Origin of the sequence: Streptomyces deccanensis (assembly GCF_022385335.1) — a bacterium.
Lineage (GTDB): Bacteria > Actinomycetota > Actinomycetes > Streptomycetales > Streptomycetaceae > Streptomyces > Streptomyces deccanensis.
In genome coordinates, this window is sequence record NZ_CP092431.1 from 5,003,778 (window position 1) to 5,022,614 (window position 18,837).

The 18,837-nt window shown below is 69.3% G+C and carries 25 protein-coding genes and 1 pseudogene; 7 read left to right on the forward strand and 19 right to left on the reverse strand.

Annotation, left to right across the window (positions count from 1 at the left end; all coding sequences use genetic code 11):
- Positions 1-28: 28 nt before the first annotated feature.
- The 6 genes from L3078_RS22325 to L3078_RS22350 form a co-directional block, all read right to left on the reverse strand.
- Complete coding sequence (locus L3078_RS22325; RefSeq protein ID WP_239755747.1) at positions 29-1,687, reverse strand: long-chain fatty acid--CoA ligase; 1,659 nt, start codon at positions 1,685-1,687, stop codon at positions 29-31.
- A 157-nt stretch (positions 1,688-1,844) separates the two neighbouring features.
- Positions 1,845-2,486, reverse strand: coding sequence for a SigE family RNA polymerase sigma factor (locus L3078_RS22330; protein WP_239755748.1), 642 nt, complete (start codon positions 2,484-2,486; stop codon positions 1,845-1,847).
- Between the two features lie 227 nt (positions 2,487-2,713).
- The gene (locus L3078_RS22335; RefSeq protein WP_239755749.1) at positions 2,714-3,880 is read right to left on the reverse strand and encodes a lipid-transfer protein; all 1,167 of its coding nucleotides are present in this window, start codon (positions 3,878-3,880) and stop codon (positions 2,714-2,716) included.
- Positions 3,877-4,272: a MaoC family dehydratase gene (locus L3078_RS22340; RefSeq protein ID WP_239755750.1), complete on the reverse strand. Its 396-nt coding sequence runs from the start codon at positions 4,270-4,272 to the stop codon at positions 3,877-3,879. The genes L3078_RS22335 and L3078_RS22340 overlap by 4 nt, the downstream gene beginning before the upstream one ends.
- Positions 4,269-5,225 (reverse strand): bifunctional MaoC family dehydratase N-terminal/OB-fold nucleic acid binding domain-containing protein, encoded by a 957-nt coding sequence (locus L3078_RS22345; RefSeq protein WP_239755751.1) that lies wholly within the window; start codon positions 5,223-5,225, stop codon positions 4,269-4,271. The genes L3078_RS22340 and L3078_RS22345 overlap by 4 nt, the downstream gene beginning before the upstream one ends.
- A gap of 385 nt (positions 5,226-5,610) precedes the next feature.
- Positions 5,611-5,916 (reverse strand): hypothetical protein, encoded by a 306-nt coding sequence (locus tag L3078_RS22350; RefSeq protein WP_184892033.1) that lies wholly within the window; start codon positions 5,914-5,916, stop codon positions 5,611-5,613.
- Between the two features lie 362 nt (positions 5,917-6,278).
- Between L3078_RS22350 and L3078_RS22355 the strand changes: the two genes are divergently transcribed.
- Entirely contained in the window at positions 6,279-7,169 is an 891-nt protein-coding gene (locus L3078_RS22355) for a bifunctional DNA primase/polymerase (protein WP_239755752.1), read from the forward strand.
- Between the two features lie 138 nt (positions 7,170-7,307).
- Complete coding sequence (locus L3078_RS22360) at positions 7,308-7,796, forward strand: hypothetical protein (protein ID WP_239755753.1); 489 nt, start codon at positions 7,308-7,310, stop codon at positions 7,794-7,796.
- A 129-nt stretch (positions 7,797-7,925) separates the two neighbouring features.
- On the opposite strand, the pseudogene L3078_RS22365 reads toward L3078_RS22360, so the two are convergent.
- From L3078_RS22365 to L3078_RS22420, 12 genes and pseudogenes are all read right to left on the reverse strand, one after another.
- Positions 7,926-8,093: pseudogene (locus L3078_RS22365) on the reverse strand (antitoxin); the annotation flags it as partial.
- Positions 8,094-8,413: 320 nt separating this feature from the next.
- A complete protein-coding gene (locus tag L3078_RS22370; RefSeq protein ID WP_162948333.1) occupies positions 8,414-8,803 on the reverse strand; it encodes a hypothetical protein in 390 nt (129 codons plus the stop codon).
- A 116-nt stretch (positions 8,804-8,919) separates the two neighbouring features.
- A complete protein-coding gene (locus L3078_RS22375) occupies positions 8,920-10,062 on the reverse strand; it encodes a tyrosine-type recombinase/integrase (RefSeq protein WP_239755754.1) in 1,143 nt (380 codons plus the stop codon).
- Positions 10,062-10,274, reverse strand: coding sequence for a helix-turn-helix domain-containing protein (locus L3078_RS22380; protein ID WP_239755755.1), 213 nt, complete (start codon positions 10,272-10,274; stop codon positions 10,062-10,064). The genes L3078_RS22375 and L3078_RS22380 overlap by 1 nt, the downstream gene beginning before the upstream one ends.
- On the reverse strand, positions 10,271-11,554 hold the full coding sequence (locus tag L3078_RS22385; protein ID WP_239760422.1) for a replication initiator: 1,284 nt from the start codon (positions 11,552-11,554) through the stop codon (positions 10,271-10,273). Before L3078_RS22385 ends, L3078_RS22380 begins: the two co-directional genes overlap by 4 nt.
- A gap of 155 nt (positions 11,555-11,709) precedes the next feature.
- On the reverse strand, positions 11,710-11,955 hold the full coding sequence (locus L3078_RS22390; protein ID WP_239755756.1) for a SpdD protein: 246 nt from the start codon (positions 11,953-11,955) through the stop codon (positions 11,710-11,712).
- A gap of 25 nt (positions 11,956-11,980) precedes the next feature.
- A complete protein-coding gene (locus L3078_RS22395; RefSeq protein WP_046709296.1) occupies positions 11,981-12,175 on the reverse strand; it encodes a hypothetical protein in 195 nt (64 codons plus the stop codon).
- A 15-nt stretch (positions 12,176-12,190) separates the two neighbouring features.
- Complete coding sequence (locus tag L3078_RS22400; RefSeq protein ID WP_037705490.1) at positions 12,191-12,379, reverse strand: mobile element transfer protein; 189 nt, start codon at positions 12,377-12,379, stop codon at positions 12,191-12,193.
- 2 nt (positions 12,380-12,381) lie between these two features.
- Positions 12,382-12,567, reverse strand: a complete 186-nt coding sequence (locus L3078_RS22405) for a hypothetical protein (RefSeq protein ID WP_093791174.1) — start codon at positions 12,565-12,567, stop codon at positions 12,382-12,384.
- 3 nt (positions 12,568-12,570) lie between these two features.
- Positions 12,571-13,227, reverse strand: a complete 657-nt coding sequence (locus L3078_RS22410) for a DUF2637 domain-containing protein (RefSeq protein ID WP_239755757.1) — start codon at positions 13,225-13,227, stop codon at positions 12,571-12,573.
- A gap of 88 nt (positions 13,228-13,315) precedes the next feature.
- A complete protein-coding gene (locus tag L3078_RS22415) occupies positions 13,316-14,692 on the reverse strand; it encodes an FtsK/SpoIIIE domain-containing protein (RefSeq protein WP_239755758.1) in 1,377 nt (458 codons plus the stop codon).
- Positions 14,692-15,048 (reverse strand): SCO3933 family regulatory protein, encoded by a 357-nt coding sequence (locus L3078_RS22420; protein ID WP_239755759.1) that lies wholly within the window; start codon positions 15,046-15,048, stop codon positions 14,692-14,694. The genes L3078_RS22415 and L3078_RS22420 overlap by 1 nt, the downstream gene beginning before the upstream one ends.
- Positions 15,049-15,226: 178 nt before the next feature.
- On the opposite strand from L3078_RS22420, the gene L3078_RS22425 reads away from it, so the two are divergent.
- Positions 15,227-15,568, forward strand: a complete 342-nt coding sequence (locus L3078_RS22425; RefSeq protein WP_239755760.1) for a hypothetical protein — start codon at positions 15,227-15,229, stop codon at positions 15,566-15,568.
- Between the two features lie 25 nt (positions 15,569-15,593).
- On the opposite strand, the gene L3078_RS22430 is transcribed toward L3078_RS22425, so the two are convergent.
- Positions 15,594-16,382, reverse strand: coding sequence for a GntR family transcriptional regulator (locus tag L3078_RS22430; protein ID WP_037722666.1), 789 nt, complete (start codon positions 16,380-16,382; stop codon positions 15,594-15,596).
- Between the two features lie 107 nt (positions 16,383-16,489).
- Between L3078_RS22430 and L3078_RS22435 the strand changes: the two genes are divergently transcribed.
- The 4 genes from L3078_RS22435 (at position 16,490) to L3078_RS22450 (ending at position 18,598) form a co-directional block, all read left to right on the forward strand.
- Positions 16,490-16,897 (forward strand): NUDIX hydrolase, encoded by a 408-nt coding sequence (locus L3078_RS22435; RefSeq protein ID WP_239755761.1) that lies wholly within the window; start codon positions 16,490-16,492, stop codon positions 16,895-16,897.
- A gap of 46 nt (positions 16,898-16,943) precedes the next feature.
- Positions 16,944-17,372 carry an ATP-binding protein gene (locus L3078_RS22440; RefSeq protein ID WP_239755762.1) on the forward strand — a complete coding sequence of 143 codons (429 nt, stop codon included), beginning with the start codon at positions 16,944-16,946 and terminating at the stop codon, positions 17,370-17,372.
- Positions 17,366-17,752, forward strand: coding sequence for a hypothetical protein (locus tag L3078_RS22445; RefSeq protein WP_239755763.1), 387 nt, complete (start codon positions 17,366-17,368; stop codon positions 17,750-17,752). The genes L3078_RS22440 and L3078_RS22445 overlap by 7 nt, the downstream gene beginning before the upstream one ends.
- 348 nt (positions 17,753-18,100) lie before the next feature.
- Positions 18,101-18,598 (forward strand): hypothetical protein, encoded by a 498-nt coding sequence (locus L3078_RS22450; protein WP_239755764.1) that lies wholly within the window; start codon positions 18,101-18,103, stop codon positions 18,596-18,598.
- Positions 18,599-18,837: the final 239 nt, after the last annotated feature.

The window sequence follows — 18,837 nt, forward strand, 5'->3', positions numbered from 1 at the left end:
ATCGCCCCAACTGTCGTATGTGCGTGCCCTAGATCTGCGTCACGTCCAAGGCGCCCTCCGCGTACTGCCTCCGCAGCACCTTCTTGTCGAACTTGCCCACGCTCGTCTTGGGCACCGACTCGATGATCGTCCAGCGCTCGGGAAGCTGCCACTTGGCGATGTGGCCCTCGTCGGCGAGGAAGGAACGCAGGGCGGCGAAGTCGGCGGTGGAGCCCTCCTTCAGCACGACCGTGGCGAGGGGGCGCTCGCCCCACTTCTCGTCCGGCACGGCGACGACGGCGGCCTCGGCGACGTCCGGGTGGGCCATGAGCGCGTTCTCCAGCTCGACCGAGGAGATCCACTCACCGCCCGACTTGATGACGTCCTTGGCGCGGTCGGTGAGGGTGAGGAAGCCGTCGGGGCTGATCGTGCCGACGTCGCCCGTCTTCAGCCAGCCGTCCTCGCTGAACTTGTCGTCGGGGCGGAGGGGTTCGGCACCCTGGCCGCCGAAGTAGGAACCCGCGATCCAGGGGCCCCGGACCTCCAGCTCACCGGCGGACTCGCCGTCCCAGGGGAGGCGCTCGCCGCCGGGACCGGTGAGGCGGGCCTCGACGGAGGCGGGGAAGCGGCCCTGGGTGAGGCGGTAGGCGAGCTCCTCCTCCGAGTCGGCCTCGACATGGGCCGGCGGCCGGGCGATCGTGCCCAGCGGGGAGGTCTCCGTCATGCCCCAGGCGTGGCAGACCCGCATCCCCAGCTTGTCGAAGGCTTCCATGAGAGCGGGCGGGCAGGCCGAACCGCCGATGGTCACCTGGTTGAGGGAGGAGACCTCGCGCGGGCGGGCGGTCAGCTCCGCGAGCAGGCCCTGCCAGATGGTGGGCACCGCGGCGGCGTGCGTCGGCTTCAGCGTCTCGATCATCTCGGCGAGCGGGCCGGGCTGCAGGAAGCGGTCCGGCATCAGCATGTTGACGCCGGTCATGAAGGTCGCGTGCGGCAGCCCCCAGGCGTTGACATGGAACTGCGGGACGACGGCGAGCGAGAGGTCCGCGTCCGTCAGCCCCATGGACTGCGCCATGTTGACCTGCATGGAGTGCAGATAGATCGAGCGGTGGGAGTAGACGACGCCCTTGGGGTCGCCGGTGGTGCCGGAGGTGTAACACATGGCCGCGGCGGTGCGCTCGTCCAGCTCGGGCCAGTCGTAGGTGGTCGGCTTGCCGGCGATCAGGTCCTCGTACTCGTGCACCTGGACGCTCGCCCCGGCGAGCAGCGACCGGTCGCCGGGCCCGGCCACGACGACGTGCTCCACCGGCTTGAGGTGCGGGAGGAGCGGCGCGAGGAGGGGGAGCAGCGAACCGTTGGCGATGATCACGCGGTCGGCGGCGTGGTTGACGATCCAGGCGAGCTGCTCGGGGGGCAGCCGCAGGTTGAGGGTGTGGAGGACGGCCCCCATGGAGGGGATCGCGAAGTACGCCTCCACGTGCTCCGAGTTGTTCCACATGAGCGTGGCGATCCGCTCGTCGCCGTCGACGCCGAGGTCCTCGCGCAGGGCGTGGGCCAGCTGCGCGGCGCGGGCGCCGATCTCGGCGAAGGAGCGGCGGTGGGGCTCGCCCTCGCCGGTCCAGGTGATCACCTGCGACGTCCCGTGGATGCTCGACCCATGGGTCAGGATCCTGGAGATCAACAGCGGTACGTCCTGCATGGTGCTCAGCACGGCGTCCTCCCGGGGCGGCTCTGCCTACGCGGTGGTAACGGTTGCGCTGATTCTGCTCACATACCGATCGGTATGTCACTAGGTGTCAGGATGATCGATCAGAGAGAGCCGTCCGAAGACCCGAACGCGGGAGCCACCCGACAGGCCAACGAACGTGCTAGCGCACGGGTTCCAGCTCGGGGTCCTCCCGCAGCTTGCCCAGGGCGCGGGACACCGCCGACTTCACCGTGCCGACCGAGACGCCGAGCACCTCGGCCGTCTGGACCTCGCTCAGGTCCTCGTAGTACCTGAGGACGACCATGGCCCGCTGCCGCGCCGGCAGCTTCATGATCGCTCGCCACATCGCGTCGTGCAGCGCCTGCTGCTCGGCCGGGTCGGCGGCCTGGACCCCCTCGGGCTCCGGCAGCTCGTCGCACGCGAACTCGTCCACCTTGCGCTTGCGCCACTGCGACGTCCGGGTGTTCAGCAGCGCCCGGCGGACATAGCCGTCGAGGGCCCGGTGGTCCTCGATGCGCTCCCAGGCGACGTACGTCTTGGCCAGCGCGGTCTGCAGCAGGTCCTCGGCGTCGCACGGGTTCGCGGTCAGCGACCGGGCGGTCCGCAGCAGCACCGGCTGGCGGGCCTTCACGTACGCCGCGAACGACGGGTACGACAGGTCCGTCAGGCCCGACAGCGTCGGCCGGGTGGAGTGCGAACGAGCCGAGTGCGAACGGGCCGAGTGGGATCGGGCCGAGGTCGACAGGGTCCGCGACACTGGTGCAGCGGCCTGCGAAGCGCTGGTGCAGACGGGTGTGGTCATGGCTCCACGCTAGGAGCGAGCCCCGCCCGGCGGATCGGCCGCAGGTCCCGAAGGCGAATCCCCCTCAGGTTGTAGGAGTGGGGCAGACCTCACCTACTGGAGGTGGATGAACAGCCCCCAGGTACTGAGGGTGTACCCCTGAGAACCACCTGCCCACGGTGTACGGCGCCTCGTCCCAGCGGACCCCAGGGCGTCCGAGGCCCCCTCGGCCGCCCCGTCAGGACCGCTCACCCCGCCGTTCCCAGCACCAACCCCGAGGTGGGCACCCCCGTCCCCGCGGTGACCAGCACCCGCTCCGCGCCGGCGACCTGGTTCACGGAGGTGCCCCGCAGCTGCCGTACCGCCTCCGCGATGCCGTTCATCCCGTGCAGATACGCCTCACCGAGCTGCCCGCCATGGGTGTTGAGCGGCAGCCGCTCCTCGGCGACGAAGTCCGCCGCCTCCCCCGGCCCGCAGAACCCGAACTCCTCCAGCTGCATCAGCACGAACGGCGTGAAGTGGTCGTACAGGATGCCCACGTCGAAGTCGTCGGGGCCCAGCCCCGAGGTCCGCCGGAGCTGCCGGGCGACGACGCCCATCTCCGGCAGCCCGGTGAGATCGCTGTCGTAGAAGCCGGTCATCTGCTGCTGCGCCCGGCCCGCGCCCTGGGCGGCGGCCACGACCACGGCGGGCGGCCTCCGCAGATCCCGTGCGCGCTCCACCGAGGTGACGACGAGGGCCTGGCCGCCGTCCGTCTCCTGGCAGCAGTCCAGCAGCCGCAGCGGCTCGACGATCCAGCGCGAGGCGGCGTGCTCGTCGAGGGTGATGGGGCGGCCGTGGAAGTACGCCGCCGGGTTCGTCGCCGCGTGCTTGCGGTCGACCACGGCCACGTGTCCGAACGCCTCGGGGGTCAGCCCGTAGGCGTACAGGTAGCGCTGCGCCGCCATCGCGACCCAGGAAGCGGGCGTGAGCAGCCCGAAAGGGAGCGTCCACCCGAGCGCCACGCCCTCCGCCGACGGCTCCCGGTGCCGTACGCCCGACCCGAACCGCCGCCCGGAGCGCTCGTTGAACGCCCGGTAGCAGACCACCACCTCCGCCACGCCCGCCGCGACCGCGAGCGCCGCCTGCTGCACGGTCGCGCACGCGGCACCGCCGCCGTAGTGGACGCGGGAGAAGAAGGACAGCTCACCCATGCCGGCCGCCTGCGCGACCGTGATCTCCGGGCTCGTGTCCATCGTGAACGTCACCATGCCGTCGACGTCCGACGGCGCCAGTCCCGCGTCGTCCAGCGCCGCGCGCACCGCCTCCACGGCGAGCCGCAGCTCGCTGCGCCCCGAGTCCTTGGAGAAGTCGGTCGCGCCGACGCCGACGATCGCGGCCCGCCCGCCGAGCCCGTCCCTGGCCCGTACGCTCACGCCGCCTCCCCCGAGGTCAGGGTCACCGTGCCGGTGACGTGCCGCCCGACGCCGTTGTCGCCGATCACCTTGACGGTGACGGTCGCGCCGTCGATCGCCTCGACCGTGCCGGTCAACACCATGGTGTCGCCGGGGTAGTTGGGCGCGCCGAGCCGGATCGCCACCTTGCGCAGCACGACGTCCGGACCGAAGTGATCGGTGACGTACCGGCCCACCAGGCCGTTCGTCGTCAGGATGTTCATGAACACGTCCGGCGACCCGCGCCGCCGCGCCAGCTCCGGATCGTGGTGCACGTCCTGGTAGTCGCGCGAGGCGATCGCGCCCGCGACGACGAGCGTGCGGGTGATCTCGATCTCCAGCGGCGGAATCACGTCCCCGGCCTCGACCTTCACGCCGACACCACCCCTTCCCGTGTCGCCCGGAACACCGGCAGCTCCAACTCCTCGTCGCAACGCGCGAATTCGAGCCGTACGGGCATCCCGATCCGCACCTTGTCGCACGGCACCCCGACGACGTTGCTGACCATCCGCACCCCCTCCACCAGCTCGATCAGCCCGACGGCGTACGGCGGATCGAAGGCCGGGAAGCGCGGATGGTGCATGACGACGTACGAGTACACGGACCCCTCGCCGCTCGCCTCGACCGTGTCCCACGCGGCCGAACCGCACGCGTTGCAGCCCGGCAGCCAGGGGAGGCGGAGCGTGGCGCAGTCGACGCAGCGCTGGATGAGCAGCCGATGCCGTGAGATCCCCTCCCAGAAACCGGAGTTGTCGCGATTGACGACGGGACGGGGGCGGCGGGGTCGCTCCTGGGGCGGCGCGAGGGTCGTGGAAGGGGGTGGCGTGGGCGCCGGTGTTCGCGGCGCGTGGGCCGGCGCGTATTTGAGGATCCGGAAGCGATGGGTGCCCACGAGTTCGTCGCCGACCCGCACATCCATCCGGGTCGTGACGAAATACCCGCTGCCGAGCCTGGTCGTCTTCCGCTCCGACACCGACTCGATGACCGAGTCGAAGGTGATCTCGTCCCCCGGCCGCAGCGCGCGCAGGTACTCCTGCTCGCAGTCCGTGGCGACGACGGAGGTGCATCCGGCGTCGTCGAGCAGCGCGAGAAGTTCGTCGTACGCCGGAGCGCGGGTCTCGTGGCCGCTCAGTCCGCCCATCGTCCACACCTGGAGCATGGTCGGCGGCGCGACGGCGTCCGGTCCGGTGTACGCGGGGTTGGTGTCCCCCATGGCCTCGCACCAGTGCCGGATCATGGGCGCGTTGACGGGGTCCTTGCCACGGCCGCCGAGGACGGCCGGGCGCCCCTCGTAGGCCTTGAGCCGTACGGACAGGTCCTCGACCATCGTGGCGCAGCCCCCTCCGATTTATCTGACTGTCCGTCAGATTGCGGGCCTGCCACGGCTACTGTCAAGGTCGCCGCAGCCCCGCGACGTCGAAGCGGCGGGCCTTCCGGCCGACCTCGGGCGAAGCGGCGGGCTGTCCAGCCGTACTCGTCGAAGCGGCGGGCCTTCCGGCCGGACTCGTCGAAGGGACCCTTGGCCACCAGGGCGTGCGCGCCCGCGCACAACGGCGAAACGCCTGTGCGGCGGCGCCGAAGCACCGCCGCACAGGCGTGTCACACCCCACAAAACATGTCCCACACGTCCTACGTCGTCCGAGGGCGGTGGCCTCGGGGCCGGGGCGACCTCATCCATCCACCCCCGACCCGACCGCCCGCCCTCGCCCGGCTCACCAGAGGTTGGTGAAGCTGACGACCGCGTTGTCCTGGTCGATGGCCGTGAAGCCGGAGCCGTTGACCTGGGCGGTGTTGTTCTGGTTCGAGGCACCCGAGCCGTTCGCCTGCTGCTGCGAGGTCGACGAGTTGCCGTTGTTGTCGTGGCCGACACCGCTGCCGACGATGTTGGCCACGCCGGCGTTCGATCCGTTGTCCGCGATGGCACCGTTGTCGGCGGTCGCGACGCCGGCGAACAGGGCGGCGGCGAGCGGGAGAGCCGAGACGGCGGCGAGAACGCGGGCGGTACGGATGCTTGCCATGTGCATTTCCTCCAGGGCCTTTCACACAAGTACGGGTTGCGCCAGGGCAGTTGGCCGACCGCCTCGGTGCGTGTCTTCGGGTCTTCGACGTCGCGAATCAAGAGTTGCCCACCGAATCCCCGGCGAACCACCCCGGAAGCTCCCATTCCCCCTGAAGCGTGATGACAAGTCGATAAACCCCCTTGGATCAAGGAACTCCCAGTTCAGGCCGGATGGACGCGACGAGGCACCACAAGATCAAGTGAGACAAGGGGTGAAGCGTTCCGGCACATTTCCGGCCAACCCGCGAACAGGCCTCCGACGACCGAAAGCGCACCCCGAACCCTCTTCCCTTTATCGAACACGCGTACGAACATAGAGGTATGGCCACCAAGGACCGGCAGGCCAGCACCCTGGCCCTGGCACACGCGCTCTCCGCCGCCGAACGCGGACTGGCGGTGATCCCCCTGTCCCGCACCAAGCTCCCGGCCCTACGCTCCCCCCACCGACCGACGCACTCCTCCACTCCCGCCCCATCCCCTCTCCCACCCCCGTGTCATGGGGAGTGCGGGCGCTTCGGCCACGGCGTGTACGACGCCTCCACCGACCCCCGGCGCATCCGCGAACTCTTCGCCGCCGCCCCCTGGGCCACCGGCTACGGCATCGCGTGCGGGGTCCACCCTCACCATCTGATCGGCGTCGACCTGGACACGAAGTCCGGTACGGACTCCTCGGCGGCCCTGCGTGAACTGGCCCTGCGCCACCTCTTCACGATCCCCGAGACGGTCGTCGTGCTGACGCCCAGCGGGGGCCGCCACCTCTGGCTCACCGGCCCACCCGACGTGGCCGTCCCCAACTCCGCCAGCCGACTCGCCCCCGGCATCGACATCCGCGGCGCCGGCGGCTACCTCGTCGGCCCCGGCTCCCGCACCGACCACGGCACCTACACCGCGGCCCCCGGCACGTCCCACCTCCACCCGGCCCCCTGCCCACCGGCCCTGCTCCGCCTCCTGCTGCCACCGCCGCGCACGGGCCCCTCCCGGACGCCGGACGGCCAGGGCAACGGCCACGGCCTCGTGCACTTCGTCCTGACCGCCCAGGAGGGACAACGCAACACCCGCCTCTTCTGGGCGGCTTGCCGCGCCTACGAGAACGGTCTCGGCCCCGAACTCGCAGAAGCGCTCCGCGAGGCAGCCGTACGCACGGGCCTCACCGACCGCGAGGCGAGGTCGACGATCGCGTCGGCGGCGCGGATGGCGAGGGGTGGGGGGTGAAGGGGCGACGACGCGGCGAACCGGTGCGGGCGTTTCGGGACAGCGGTGGTTGGAAGAACTGAAGGTGCCGTGGTCCGGCGTGGCCTGACCCGGCCCGTGTGAGGAACAGCCGCTCGGAGGCGCGATTTGGACTCGGAGATGAACTCGGACGGGGCCGCGGATGGGGCCCCGGACAGGGACTCAGCCAAGGACTGGGACTGGGACGGGGACGGGGACGGGGATTGGGACCGGGACCGGGACAGAGAACACCGCCGGGACATGCTCGCCGAGGTTCATCGAGAACGGGACCGACTGCTCCCACTCCGCGCGGAGGCGACGGAGACCACGATCGAACTGATGCGCACGAGCACGGGCCACGTCTCGGAACCCGATCTCGTGCCCTACCTGAACCTCATGTATCTCCTGACGGTCAAACGAGCCTACGGCGACGACCAACTCCTCGCCTTCGCACTCTCCTTGGCCAACTGGGCGGTCGTCGCCATCGACGAGGTGGCACACCACACGGGCCGCACCGCGGAACAGGTCATCGACCAGTACGAAACGGAAATCATGGCGGCACGGGAGTCGAACCCGCCGGAAGAATGGGAGACCGGGTCCATTCCCGAGACGGAGACGGACTCGGACTGAGCCCCCGCCCCCGGCCGACAAGCACCGTCATCGAGGCGGATCCTCACGCCCGGCATCGTCACGACTGATATCGGGACGCCCGATGTCGGGACGACGGGCGTCGGACTGCCCTGTCCGCTCTCTCCCCGCCCGATCCGAGCCAAGCTGCTGCCTGAGCATCTCCTGCGCCGAGTCGACCTGACCGCTGTACTTCCCCTGCGTCCGCCCGTCGACGAAGTCACCGGCCTTGTCGACACCCCGCCCGGCCTGCTCCTCATGCCCCTTCAGCATCTGCTTGAGCTTGCCCATCACGGACATAACGGCTCCTTCCGCAGGAAAATCCCGTCCCCACCAGAATCCGCGCCGCTCCCCCGCCCCGCATCTCGTAACTCCCCACGCACCACAAAGGGGCGCCCCCAAACCGGGACACCCCTTCGGACCAGCACTTTCACACACCAACAGCGGTGGGTGTGGGATTTGAACCCACGGTGACTCGCGCCACGACGGTTTTCAAGACCTTTCGGCGATCATGGACGCCTGCCCCTTCGCCGCAGGTCAGACGGGTACGAGCGCCCCGGCAGAGCCGTCCTCATCTTCGTCGTGCCCGCTACGTGCCCCAGGCGCTCGGTCGTGCCCGCTCAGCCGCCAGTCACAGCGGGAACGATCACGGCGGCGACAGCCGACAGCAGCCCTCCTACGGCGAGAGCGCCATTGAACTTCTCTTTGGCCGTTGGAAACACGGAGCGACTCACGTTCCCGACCTTGCTGCGCAGAACGATCATCTTGAGCTTCTGCCACCTGTGCTGGCGTTTCGAGCACCCCATCAACACGCCATAAGCGTTGTTGCGGCAGTAGGTCTGCCCGTCTCGGTTGACCGCTCCGCACCAGACCGGCACCTGGAAGGCGGCATAGGTCGAGACGCCGAGTGACAGAGCCACGATCACAGGCAATGACCATTGCTGGCTCCAGGCCACGACCAAGGCAGCAGCCACCATGTATCCCCAGTACAGACGCACCACTTTCCCCATGAGCACGCAGAGTATCGGCGCATATGCGCAGCGCATAGACGTGAATTGGACACTGCGGCACAGCACAACGCCCCTGACCGTGCTTCTGGCCAGGGGCGTCACAGGTGCAGGGTGTCTCAGAGGGGTTCTTGGACTTCGGGAGGGCCGGTTCCTTCTTGCCCTCCAAGCCACGCATCGGCCGCTTCGGCGACCTGATCATCACGACCGGCGACCGGCCGGGCGTAGTGCCGAGTCGTGACGCTCGCGTTCGAGTGGCCGAGCCGGTGAGCGGCGGTCATGACGCCGTAGCGGTCGGCGACCCAGGTCCCGTGTGAGGCCCGAAGGTCGTGCGGGGTCACGTCGGTGAGCCCGGCCGCCGAGACGGCGGGGTCGAAGTACGCCTTGCGCCACTGGTTGTAGCGCAGCGGCTTCCCGCCGGGTGTCGTGAACAGGAGTGCGTCATCCCCGCCGGACAGGGTCTCCAGGTGCCGGCCGAGTCGCTTCGCGAGGGCCGGGCCGACACGGAGAAGCCGCTTCTGATGCGACTTCGGTGTGTCGAAGACCAAGGCCCCGTTGGCTTCGGCAAGGTTCTCGTCGACCAGGACGAACCCGCCGGACACGTCGATGTCAACGCGCCGGAGGGCGAACGCCTCCCCCACCCGCAGGCCCGCGTAGGCGAGGAGCGCGATCAGCAAGTCATGCGGCTTGGCCGCGCTCCCCACGATCCGGGAGGCTTCGAGCGGAGTGAGGATGTGCGGCTCCGTCTGCGGCATACGCGGCAGCTTCACACCCCGGCACGGTGTCTGCGGGATCATGTCGTTGTCGACAGCGGCCCGCATGATCTGCGACAGCACCCGGTACGCCTGCCGTATGCGCGAGGCGCTGAGCCCCCGCGTGTTCATGCTGGCCACCCACTCCGTGATCGTGATCGGCCGGAGGCCCGACAGCTCACGGTCGCCGAGCGCCGGATTGATCAGCGAGTTGATCAACGACCGGTACGACGCTTGGGTCTTGTGCTTGAGCTGAGGAGAGACGGCAGCGAGCCAGCGAGCCGCCCAGTCGCGCACGGTCGTCTGCCCCTCAGCAGGGTCGAGCCAACGCCCGTCCTCGATCTCGATGCGCTTCTTGGCCAGCCACCGGTCAGCGTCCGTCGACGTGGCGAACGTACGATCCGCAGGCCGCAGCACGCCGTCAGGCCCCGGGTACCGGGCTTGGAAGCGTCCCGAGGGGAGCTTGCGGACACGACCGAAGTTCCGGCGGGACTTGCGCTTGCCAGCCATCAGGCAGCCCTCCTCAAGCCCGTCGGCCGCAGCACGATCGGTTCCACGGTGTTGGCGGCGATGAAATCCCGTACAGCGCTCTCCGGGATGCGGACGTGCCGACCGACCTTCACGAACCGGATGCGCCGCTCCTCGACCAGGCGCCGAGGAAAGCGGATCGACGTGCCCAGCAACTCGGCGACCTGGTCCACGGACATGTAGCGGTCGTTCATGCGGTCGGTTCTCCTTCCGTTCCGGGGGCGGGTTCGAGGGAGGCGGCAAGCCAGGCTTCGGTGTCGGACAGGCCGGTTCCGGCGAAGACCCAGTGCGCGAGGACGTACGTCGTCTCGGGCCCGTTGTCGGGTGTGTTGGCTGCGGCTTGTGCTCGGCGCCATTCGGCGCGTGCGTCGCGGAGCGCGCCGAGGGTGGTGGAGTAGCGGCGGGACTTGGTGGAGAAGTGGCCGCGGAAGCAGAGCATGTGAGCCCAGGCCCGTAGGCGGAGGTGTTCGAGGTCCTTGCGCGCGCCGAGGAACCAGGCGGTTCGGATGAGGCGGCGGGCGTGGTCGCTGATGTCGAGCTGGGCCAGCTCGGCGGCGAACTTCAGCGGCCGGTCAAGAGCTCCCGTGGCTGTCTCGGCGCCCTTGGTGGCGTACTTGGCGATGTACGCGGCAACCGCGCGTTCGGTCAGCTCCTGGCCGTCGTTGAAGTCGGCGGAGCGGATGGTGCGGACGTCGAGTTGGCGGCCGAAGGCGAAGGTGTGGGCGCGTCCGTCGATGACCGGGCCGTCCACGCGGACCTTGGCCGCCGCTGTCTCGATGGCGTCCGTGAGGAGTTCGGCGGTCGCCCAGGCCGGAGGTGGGGTGTCACCACCGGTGGGGCCGTCGATGCGGATGACGGCATGGAAGTGGACCGCGCCGCGCTTTTGGTACTCGGCGACCTTGGCGAAGGAGACGCGGGCGTGGTCTCGGAAGCGGCGTTGTGACAGGCCCGCGCGCTTGGCGACCTCTCGGCGCAGGTAGGTGGAGAAGCGCTGCCAGAGCGGACCGGCGTGGGCGTTCCAGAGAACGGCTGCTTCGTAGTCGTAGGTGTCCGGGTCGAGCGGCGAGCCGAGTGCGGCGTCGTCTTGGTCGTGGTGGGTGCCGCAGCGGCAGGGGCGCCCGCTGGAAGGGCGGTTGTGGACCGGGCCGAAGCTCGGCGCGGTGAAGGTGGCGAAGACGCGCGGGTGGGTGGCGACGTGTTCGGGGACGCCCTTGCCGCCGCGCAGGCCGGAGGTGATCAGGTGGAAGGTGTCGCGGCGGTAGACCTCGGAGCAGGCCGCGCAGCGGGTGGTGCGGCGGTTGTTGCAGCGGACGAGGAGTTGGCCGGCGGGGAGGTCGGTGGAGTCGAGGTGCTGGAGGACGCGGCCGATCTCGCCGGTCGTGGTGTCGACGTCGTGCTCGGTGCGGTGGCCGTCGAGGCGGATGGGGTGGGTGCAGCCGCCGAGTCCGGACAACTGGCGGAGGATACCGGGCAGGGTTCCGTGCTCGGCCAGCTTCGCGAGTTCCGGGAGCGGGGGCGGTGTGGTGCGGGTGAAGATGGCGGTTCTCCTTCTGGCTGGCTCGGTCAGGAGTGATGGGCCCGGGGCGGCGGATGCTTGGTCGTGTGTGCCGCCCCGGGTGTCGTGCGGGTTCAGCGCCGGTTCTGCTCGCGGATCAGGGAGCGCAGGACCACGGCCGCGATGGCGACGGAGATGGCCGAGACGGCGACGGCGGCCAGGAGCGCGGTGAGGACGACACCGCCGACGACCACGGCCGCCACGACTCCGGGACTGATGGAGACCGCCGGGAGTGAGCGCCGTACGGGAGCCGGATCGGCCGGGGCGTGGATGTGCACAGGCGGCGGGGTGGGGGTGTCGGGGTACTGGGGCAGGAACACGGTCGAACTCTCCTTATCTACTCGTCTAGGCATGTGAGCCGTTTATGACGTCCACGCCGGAGCGCGTGCCGGACTCGATGGCGGGGGCGAGGAAGGTCTGCGAGAGGTAGAAGCCGAAGAGGGCGATCAGGACGACGACCCAGGTGCGGACGCCGAGGAACTTGACCGCGCCCCAGGCGAAGAGGCCGAGGACGACGACGAGCGGCAGGCTGACGGTCACGGTGGGCAGGTCCTTTCAGCGGACGGGGCAGCGGTGGGTGCGGGCGGCCAGCTCGGCGGCGGCGCGGCTGTCGTAGTCGGCGGAGAAGTTGCAGCGCGGAGCCGTGCAGGCGGCGGTGTGCTTCTCGCGGCCCCGGCCGTCGTAGGACGTGGCGACCTGGACGGGGCCGATGCGGGTGACGTTGCGGAAGCGGCGGTTGGGCATGGTCAGTCCTCCTGTCGCAGGCTGGGGCCGGGGAAGTCGTGCAGGATGCGGGCGGCTTCGGCGGGGTCCGTGACGCGGTCGGCGGCTTCTTCGGCGAGGAGCCGGGCCAGCGTGGTCCGGCCGCTGAGGGCCATCTCGCGGGCCGCTTCGAGGTAGTCGGCGGCGGTGTTGAAGCAGAAGAGGGGCACGGGTCAGCTCCCGGTCGGGGCGAGGTGGGCGGCGATGGCTTCGGCCATGGGCGCGGGGACGCCGAGGCGAGCGCGGAGGGTCGGGGTGTCGATGGGTGTTCCGGTGCGGGTGTGGTGTTCTGCGGCGACTTTGCGGGCGTGTTCGACGAGGGCGGCCGGGACGGGTACGGCGGGCCGTTCGGGCGGCGGTGGCTCGATGGCCGGTGGTGTCGGTGGCGGTTCCTCGGGGGCGAGTTCGGGGACGTCCTCCTGGTCCACGGTGTCGTCTGTGTCCTCGGGGTCCTTGTCGGTTGTCGTCGGTGTGGTGTGGGCGAGGAGGGTTCCGCCGAGGAAGGCGACGGCGGGCCAGCCCGCGACGAGGATGCGTAGCCAGGCGGGTACGTCGTTGAGGTCGAGGAGGCCGGCGGTGGCGACGTTCGCGCCGAGGGATGCGGCGAGGGCGATGACGAACCAGCACCACCCGGACGCTTTCGCCTCACCGGAGCGCAGTCGGCGCCAGGCGGCGACGAGCAGCAGGTCGACCGAGATCGGGTAGGCCCACGCTTTCCACCCGTCCTGTCCGGCCGCCGAGGCGATGTCGTGCAGGTGGGCGAAGGACAGCGCGGCGGCGATGAGCGCCTGGACGAGCACCGCGTCGACACGGGCCAGTTGGGCGCGCATGAGCGGCTCCTTTTCGGATTCGGGCATGGCAGGGGTAGGGAGTTGGCGCGAGGCGGTAACGCCGACCGGAGGGAGGGGTGAGCGAAGGTCAGTCGGTCACCGGGTGCGGCTGCGCTGCCAGGGCTGAGGACTCCACGGGCTGTACGGGGGTGTCGGGCCGGAAGGGCTTGAGCGCGGGCAGGTCGGGCACGAGGTGGGCCGACTCCCGGCAGATCTCGGCGGCGTCGCCGAGGGAGAGGTACGGCGTGCGGATGCGGGACCAGCCGCCGGAGGTGTCACCAGCCACGGCCAGGCCGGGCAGTTCGGGAGCGATGGCGCAGGCGGCGGAGACCGCTTCGGGGGCGATGTCCCCGAGCGCCATCTTGGCGGATGCTTCGTCGTTGACGCGGTGGCAGACCCGGCCGGTGAGCTGAGCGCGGAGCATGGTGGCGCCCTTGCCCAGCTCGGCGCCGAAGCGCTGACCGCAGACTTCCAGGTAGATCCCGGCGGCGCGGCCGAGCTGGGCGAGGCGGATGAGCTGGGTGACCATCTCGTCGCGCCGTTCCTCGTCCTTCTTCGTGGCGACGAGGAAGAGTTCGGCCACCTCGTCGACGAACAGCACGATCGGCACCGGGCGTTCGCTGTCGGGCAGGCCCCAGATGTCGGAGGTGATCTCCTCGTCGGGGGTGCCCGGCGCGATACCTTGCCGGGCCTTGATCAGGTCGTAGCGGTCCTCCATCTCCTTCACGAGAACGGGCAGCAGCTCGGCAGCCTCGTCGGGATCGGTCGCAAGAGCCGAGAGCCGGGAGGCGAACGGCGCCAGCTCCACACCCCGCTTGCAGTCGATACCGACCAGGGCGACGGACTGCCGGGCAAGCCCGGTGATCAGGTGCCGCAGGTACATGGACTTGCCGGACAGGGTGGCGCCGAGGGTGAGCTGATGCGGAATGGTGCGGTAGTCGCGGACGAACGGGGTCGCGTCCTCCCGCAGCGCCACGGGCACCTTGAGGAGTTCGGCGGTGGCCTTGCGTGGCATCCGCACGTTCCGCAGTACGTCGAAGCCGACGAGCCGTAGTTCGACGACGCCCGGCTTGACGGTCGAGACGTACACGGCGTGGACGCCCCAGGCATGCCGCAGCCGTTCGGCCGAGGCGGCGACGTCGGCGGGTTCCTGGCCCGGAGCGAGCCGGAGACGAAGCCGCAGCCCGGTCGAGGTAGGCCGGATGATGCCCCGCCGAGGCGGCACCGGCCGGACCTCCCGCCGGGTGGTGGCCTTGACGGCGAGGACCCGCAGCCGGGACGGCGCCACGGTCAGGCCGCACGCCTCCATGACCGAGCCGTACGAGCCGAGGAGCCGGGCAGTCGATATCGGCAGGCCGACCGTGGGCCAGTACACGCGAGGGTGCTTGGCCCGGGTGTAGGCAGCCCCGCCGCCGAGCGCGGCGACAGGACCACCCACCTCCAGAAGAGTCACCAGATCGGACATCAGGCCGTGGCCCCCATGGCAGCCGGGAACGCGGCCGGAGTCACGGCGGCGGCGCGGAAGGCGATGCCGTGACGCTGCTGGCCGTTGAACACCGACTCCCACGGCCGGGCAACCAGCCCCGGCAGCGAGACCGGCGCCCCGAGCGTCAGCCCCTCGGCCACACCGCCCTCGGGCACGGTGACCTTGACCAGCGACGACTCCCCGTCCTCGATGTAGACGACGCCGATCGTCATCAGTGCTTCACCGCTGACGGCGTCCTTGGCGATCTCGCCCGTCTGCCGGTCCCGGACCTTGGGCTCGGGAGCCTCGGTCAGCAGGATCGTGGCGGCCGAGGTCTCAACACGAATGGTGCGCAAGGCAATTCACCCATCTACTCGTCTATACGTGATGTGTCCTGCGAACCCAACTTGCCGGGCTCGCGAGGACCACCCTGCCACACCACTTGCCCACTCGTCTATACGAGTATGCCTGTTGGGGTGTACGAGTCGGAGAAGCGTCCCGCCCACTGTCAGAGCCATCCGCCAGAATCCGGTCATGCTGATAGCGACAAGCGCCAATGGCCACGTGGTCAAGCGCCCCTCGAAGCCGGCCATCGGGACGATGCTCGCCAACCTGCGACGAGGCAACGAGCACATGGTGCTTGAGCGCCAGGCGGAGGACCTCGAAGGAGACTGGTACATCCAGGTCCTGTTCCACGACAACAACACCTACCAGCTGGAATACCGGGACGGTGCCCCCGCCGAGCACTACCAGACGCGGACCATCTCGCAAGAGAAGGTGCGGGTGGCGCTCATCGGCTGGGCAACCGGCAAGCCGGACTGGCGCGATGGCTTCATGTGGAACAACATCGGCGACATGTTCACACCGGAGGCCTAGCACCCCACCGACGCCGGTCATGCGATCACGTCGCCGGGAGCTGGTACGCCAGGACGTACGCGTCCGCCGCCATGACCGTGTCGCAGACCTCCACGGCCCGGCCTTCGGCGTCGAAGGCGGTACGGATCAGGTGGATCACCGGCACACCGGAGGCCAGCCGGAGCGTCTTCACCTCAGCCGGTGACGGCATCCGGGCGCGAATCTCCTCCTCGAAGTGGTCGAGTCGGTGCCCCAGTTCCTCAAGGCGGGCGTAGATCCCGCCGGGCCCGGGGTTGGGTTCGGCAATGGGCGTACCGCGCGCGATGTCGAGCGGCAGATACGAGGTCGCGAACTCGACCGGACGTCCGTCGAGCAGATACCGGCGCCGACGAGCCAGCACCCGACGCACGGACCCGAGCCGTGTCGAGACGTCCTGGCTGGCCTTCTCTTCCTTGACCTCAAGGCTGTCGACCTGGGGGTGACTGCCGGCCGCGTTGGCTTCGACGATGAAGGCCGCCTTGCCCTGCTCGCGGTGGCGCCGGGCGAACCGGTCGGAGGCGAGCCGTCGCACAGGAGGCCGGGGCCGGACGAAGACGCCCTTGCCGTGCTCGGCGTGCACGAGCCCTTCGCCCTGGAGGACGGAGAAGGAGTTGCGGACCGTCATCCGGGATACCCCGTAGTGGTCAACAAGCTCAGCCTCCGAGGGCAACTTTTCACCCTCCTTGAACCGCCCCCGGTCGATGGCCTCGCGCAACTGGTCGGCGATCTGCCGAAACACCGCACGATCGCTCGTGGGGTCGAGATCACCGAGGAAGCCGGAAGGAAGAGAGGGCACGTGTACTCCTTTAGATATCTAGACGAGTGGGCGATTGTTGTTGCTACGGTGGAGAGCCTAGCCAGCCGAGAGGGCCGAGGAACGTGAGCACCGACCGTCCACACTCCGTGAGCGTCGCCGGAGTCATCGTCGACGACCAGAACCGGGCCCTCTTGATCAAACGCCGTGACAACGGCAAGTGGGAACCCCCGGGCGGAGTCCTCGAACGCGAGGAAACCCTCCCCGAAGCCCTCCAGCGCGAAGTCCTCGAAGAGACCGGCATCAAGATCGCGCTTCCCGCGACCCTGACCGGGGTCTACAAGAACATGACGGGCCTGATCGTCTCGCTGGTCTTCCGCTGCGAAGCGGCCGACGGCACACCGACCACCGGCGACGAGACCCGCGCACTGCGCTGGGCCACCCGTGAAGAAGTCACCGAGCTTGCCGACGAGGCATACGCGATCCGCGTCCTGGACGCACTCGACGCAACATCCCCGCCGGCCATCCGCGCCCACGACGGCGTGAAACTCATCTAGCCCGAACCCGCTGCACATGGCGGCCTACCAGCATGAAGGAACTTGTATGCACGAGTATACGAGCACTGCGCGGGTCTGGGGACTCACTTGCCCAGGATTTCCGGAAGAGGTGAGCCGGGCCCGCCGCTGGACCCGCGACATCCTGCGCGGATCACCCCTGGCTGACGACGCCGAGCTGATCGTGAGCGAGCTGAGCGCGAACGCGATCCTCCACACGGCCAGCGGCATGGAGTCCGGCAGCTTCCACCTGGCCCTCGCGGTGACCCGGCAGGTGATCGCCCTCTCGGTGACGGACGGCGGAGGAACCGGCACGGCCCCCAAGGCCGAGCACCAGGACAACGAGGCCGAACACGGCCGGGGCCTGGGCATGGTCACCGCACTCGCCCACCGAGTCGCCATCCACGGCAGCAACGACGGCTACACGGTCACCGCGGAACTCTTCACCGGCACCCGACCGGGAGACCACCCGTGCTGAACGACGAAGCCCGCCGCGGCTACTGGTGCGAGTGCTGGACCGAAGACCTCACCGACGAGAGCGAGTTGGTGTTGCGGGCGTCCTTCGACGCTTACACGGCGCCGCAGGCCGACAGATGGGTTGCCGTCGCGCTCCGCACCATCTCACCGGCATTCGACCCGGAAGCATCCGAGCAGGCATGGCAGTGGCTGTACGACGGCCGCATAGAAACCCGCCGAGCCCTCCTGCGCTCCGAGCCCTGCACCGTGTCGGTCACCTTCTTCACCACCCGCATCACCTGGACGATCCGGCCAGTGATCTTCCTGCCGCTCGCACACCGGGAAGGGACTGTACTACCAGCTTGCGCATACGGTTTCAAACCACAACAGACTTATCTCTAGTCGCTGTTACTCGTCGACTGTTGATGCCTGATGTCTACCTGCCGGATGTGGCTGAGCATGGTAGATGGCGGGTTTCACCACCTACCGCGCTGACTTTCACGGGGGCATGCATCGAGGAGGATTCGGAGAGGCCGGTTAGTGCCCTCCGCAACGGTCAGGTCTGCAAAGCTGTCATGGTCATCTACTGCTGTATCAACGGGGAGTCTTGTGGTGAGGCGTACAGGATGGGCAGCTGTCATAGCGGCAGTAGTGGCAACAGCCGGATGCAGCAGCAGCGGTGCGGGCTCGAACACCGCTCAGTCATCCCCGAAACAGCAGCAGACGGTGCCGGCATACCACCGGCTGGTCATGCCGGACAGCCTGGCCGACGGCCGCTATCGACGTGAACGTGATGCAGCTGACCCGGACGAGACTCTGGCTGAACTGATGTCGGGGCATGTCGAGCAGCCAACGGCTGCCTTTGGCGCCTACGACCCCGTTTCCGACCGCTCTCAGGCGCTGGTCCTGTCGGTCACCGGGGTCTACGGCACCGTCCTGAGCCCGGTGACGGCGCGTGATGAACTCCTTCGGGTACTGGATCGCCGCGACAACGGACCGGTCCCTTTGGTCGGACCCCGCACTATCACCCCGCCCGGCTCCCAAGAGCCGCTGCAGTGCCGCGTGACCACTCGGCGGATGCCTGACGTGGACTTCGACACGGTAGAAGCGGCGTGCACGTGGGCTGATGCCTCCACGGTCGCGACGGTGAGCGAGGTACTGCGTCCGACGGTCAAGCCCGAAGATGTGAACCTTGACGCCTTCGCCAGCGAAGTGGACACGATCCGCAACGACGTCCGGGCAGACTGAAGTAGACCAGCAGGTTCAGGCGTACGGCGAGGCACTGCGCCGCATCGCCTGGACGACGTGACGGGCGATCTTCCTGTCACTCGCTCAGCGCCAAGGTGCGGAAATTTCCAGCCTGCGTACACGCCTTCAAGCCGACCGCCCCAGCGGACCGACTGAGTTACAACTTTCTCTACTGGTTCAAGGCGGCTCGCTCCGCTCACCGCGCGCGGCCCGGCCCCCGGCCGGGCCTGCGCTCCTGC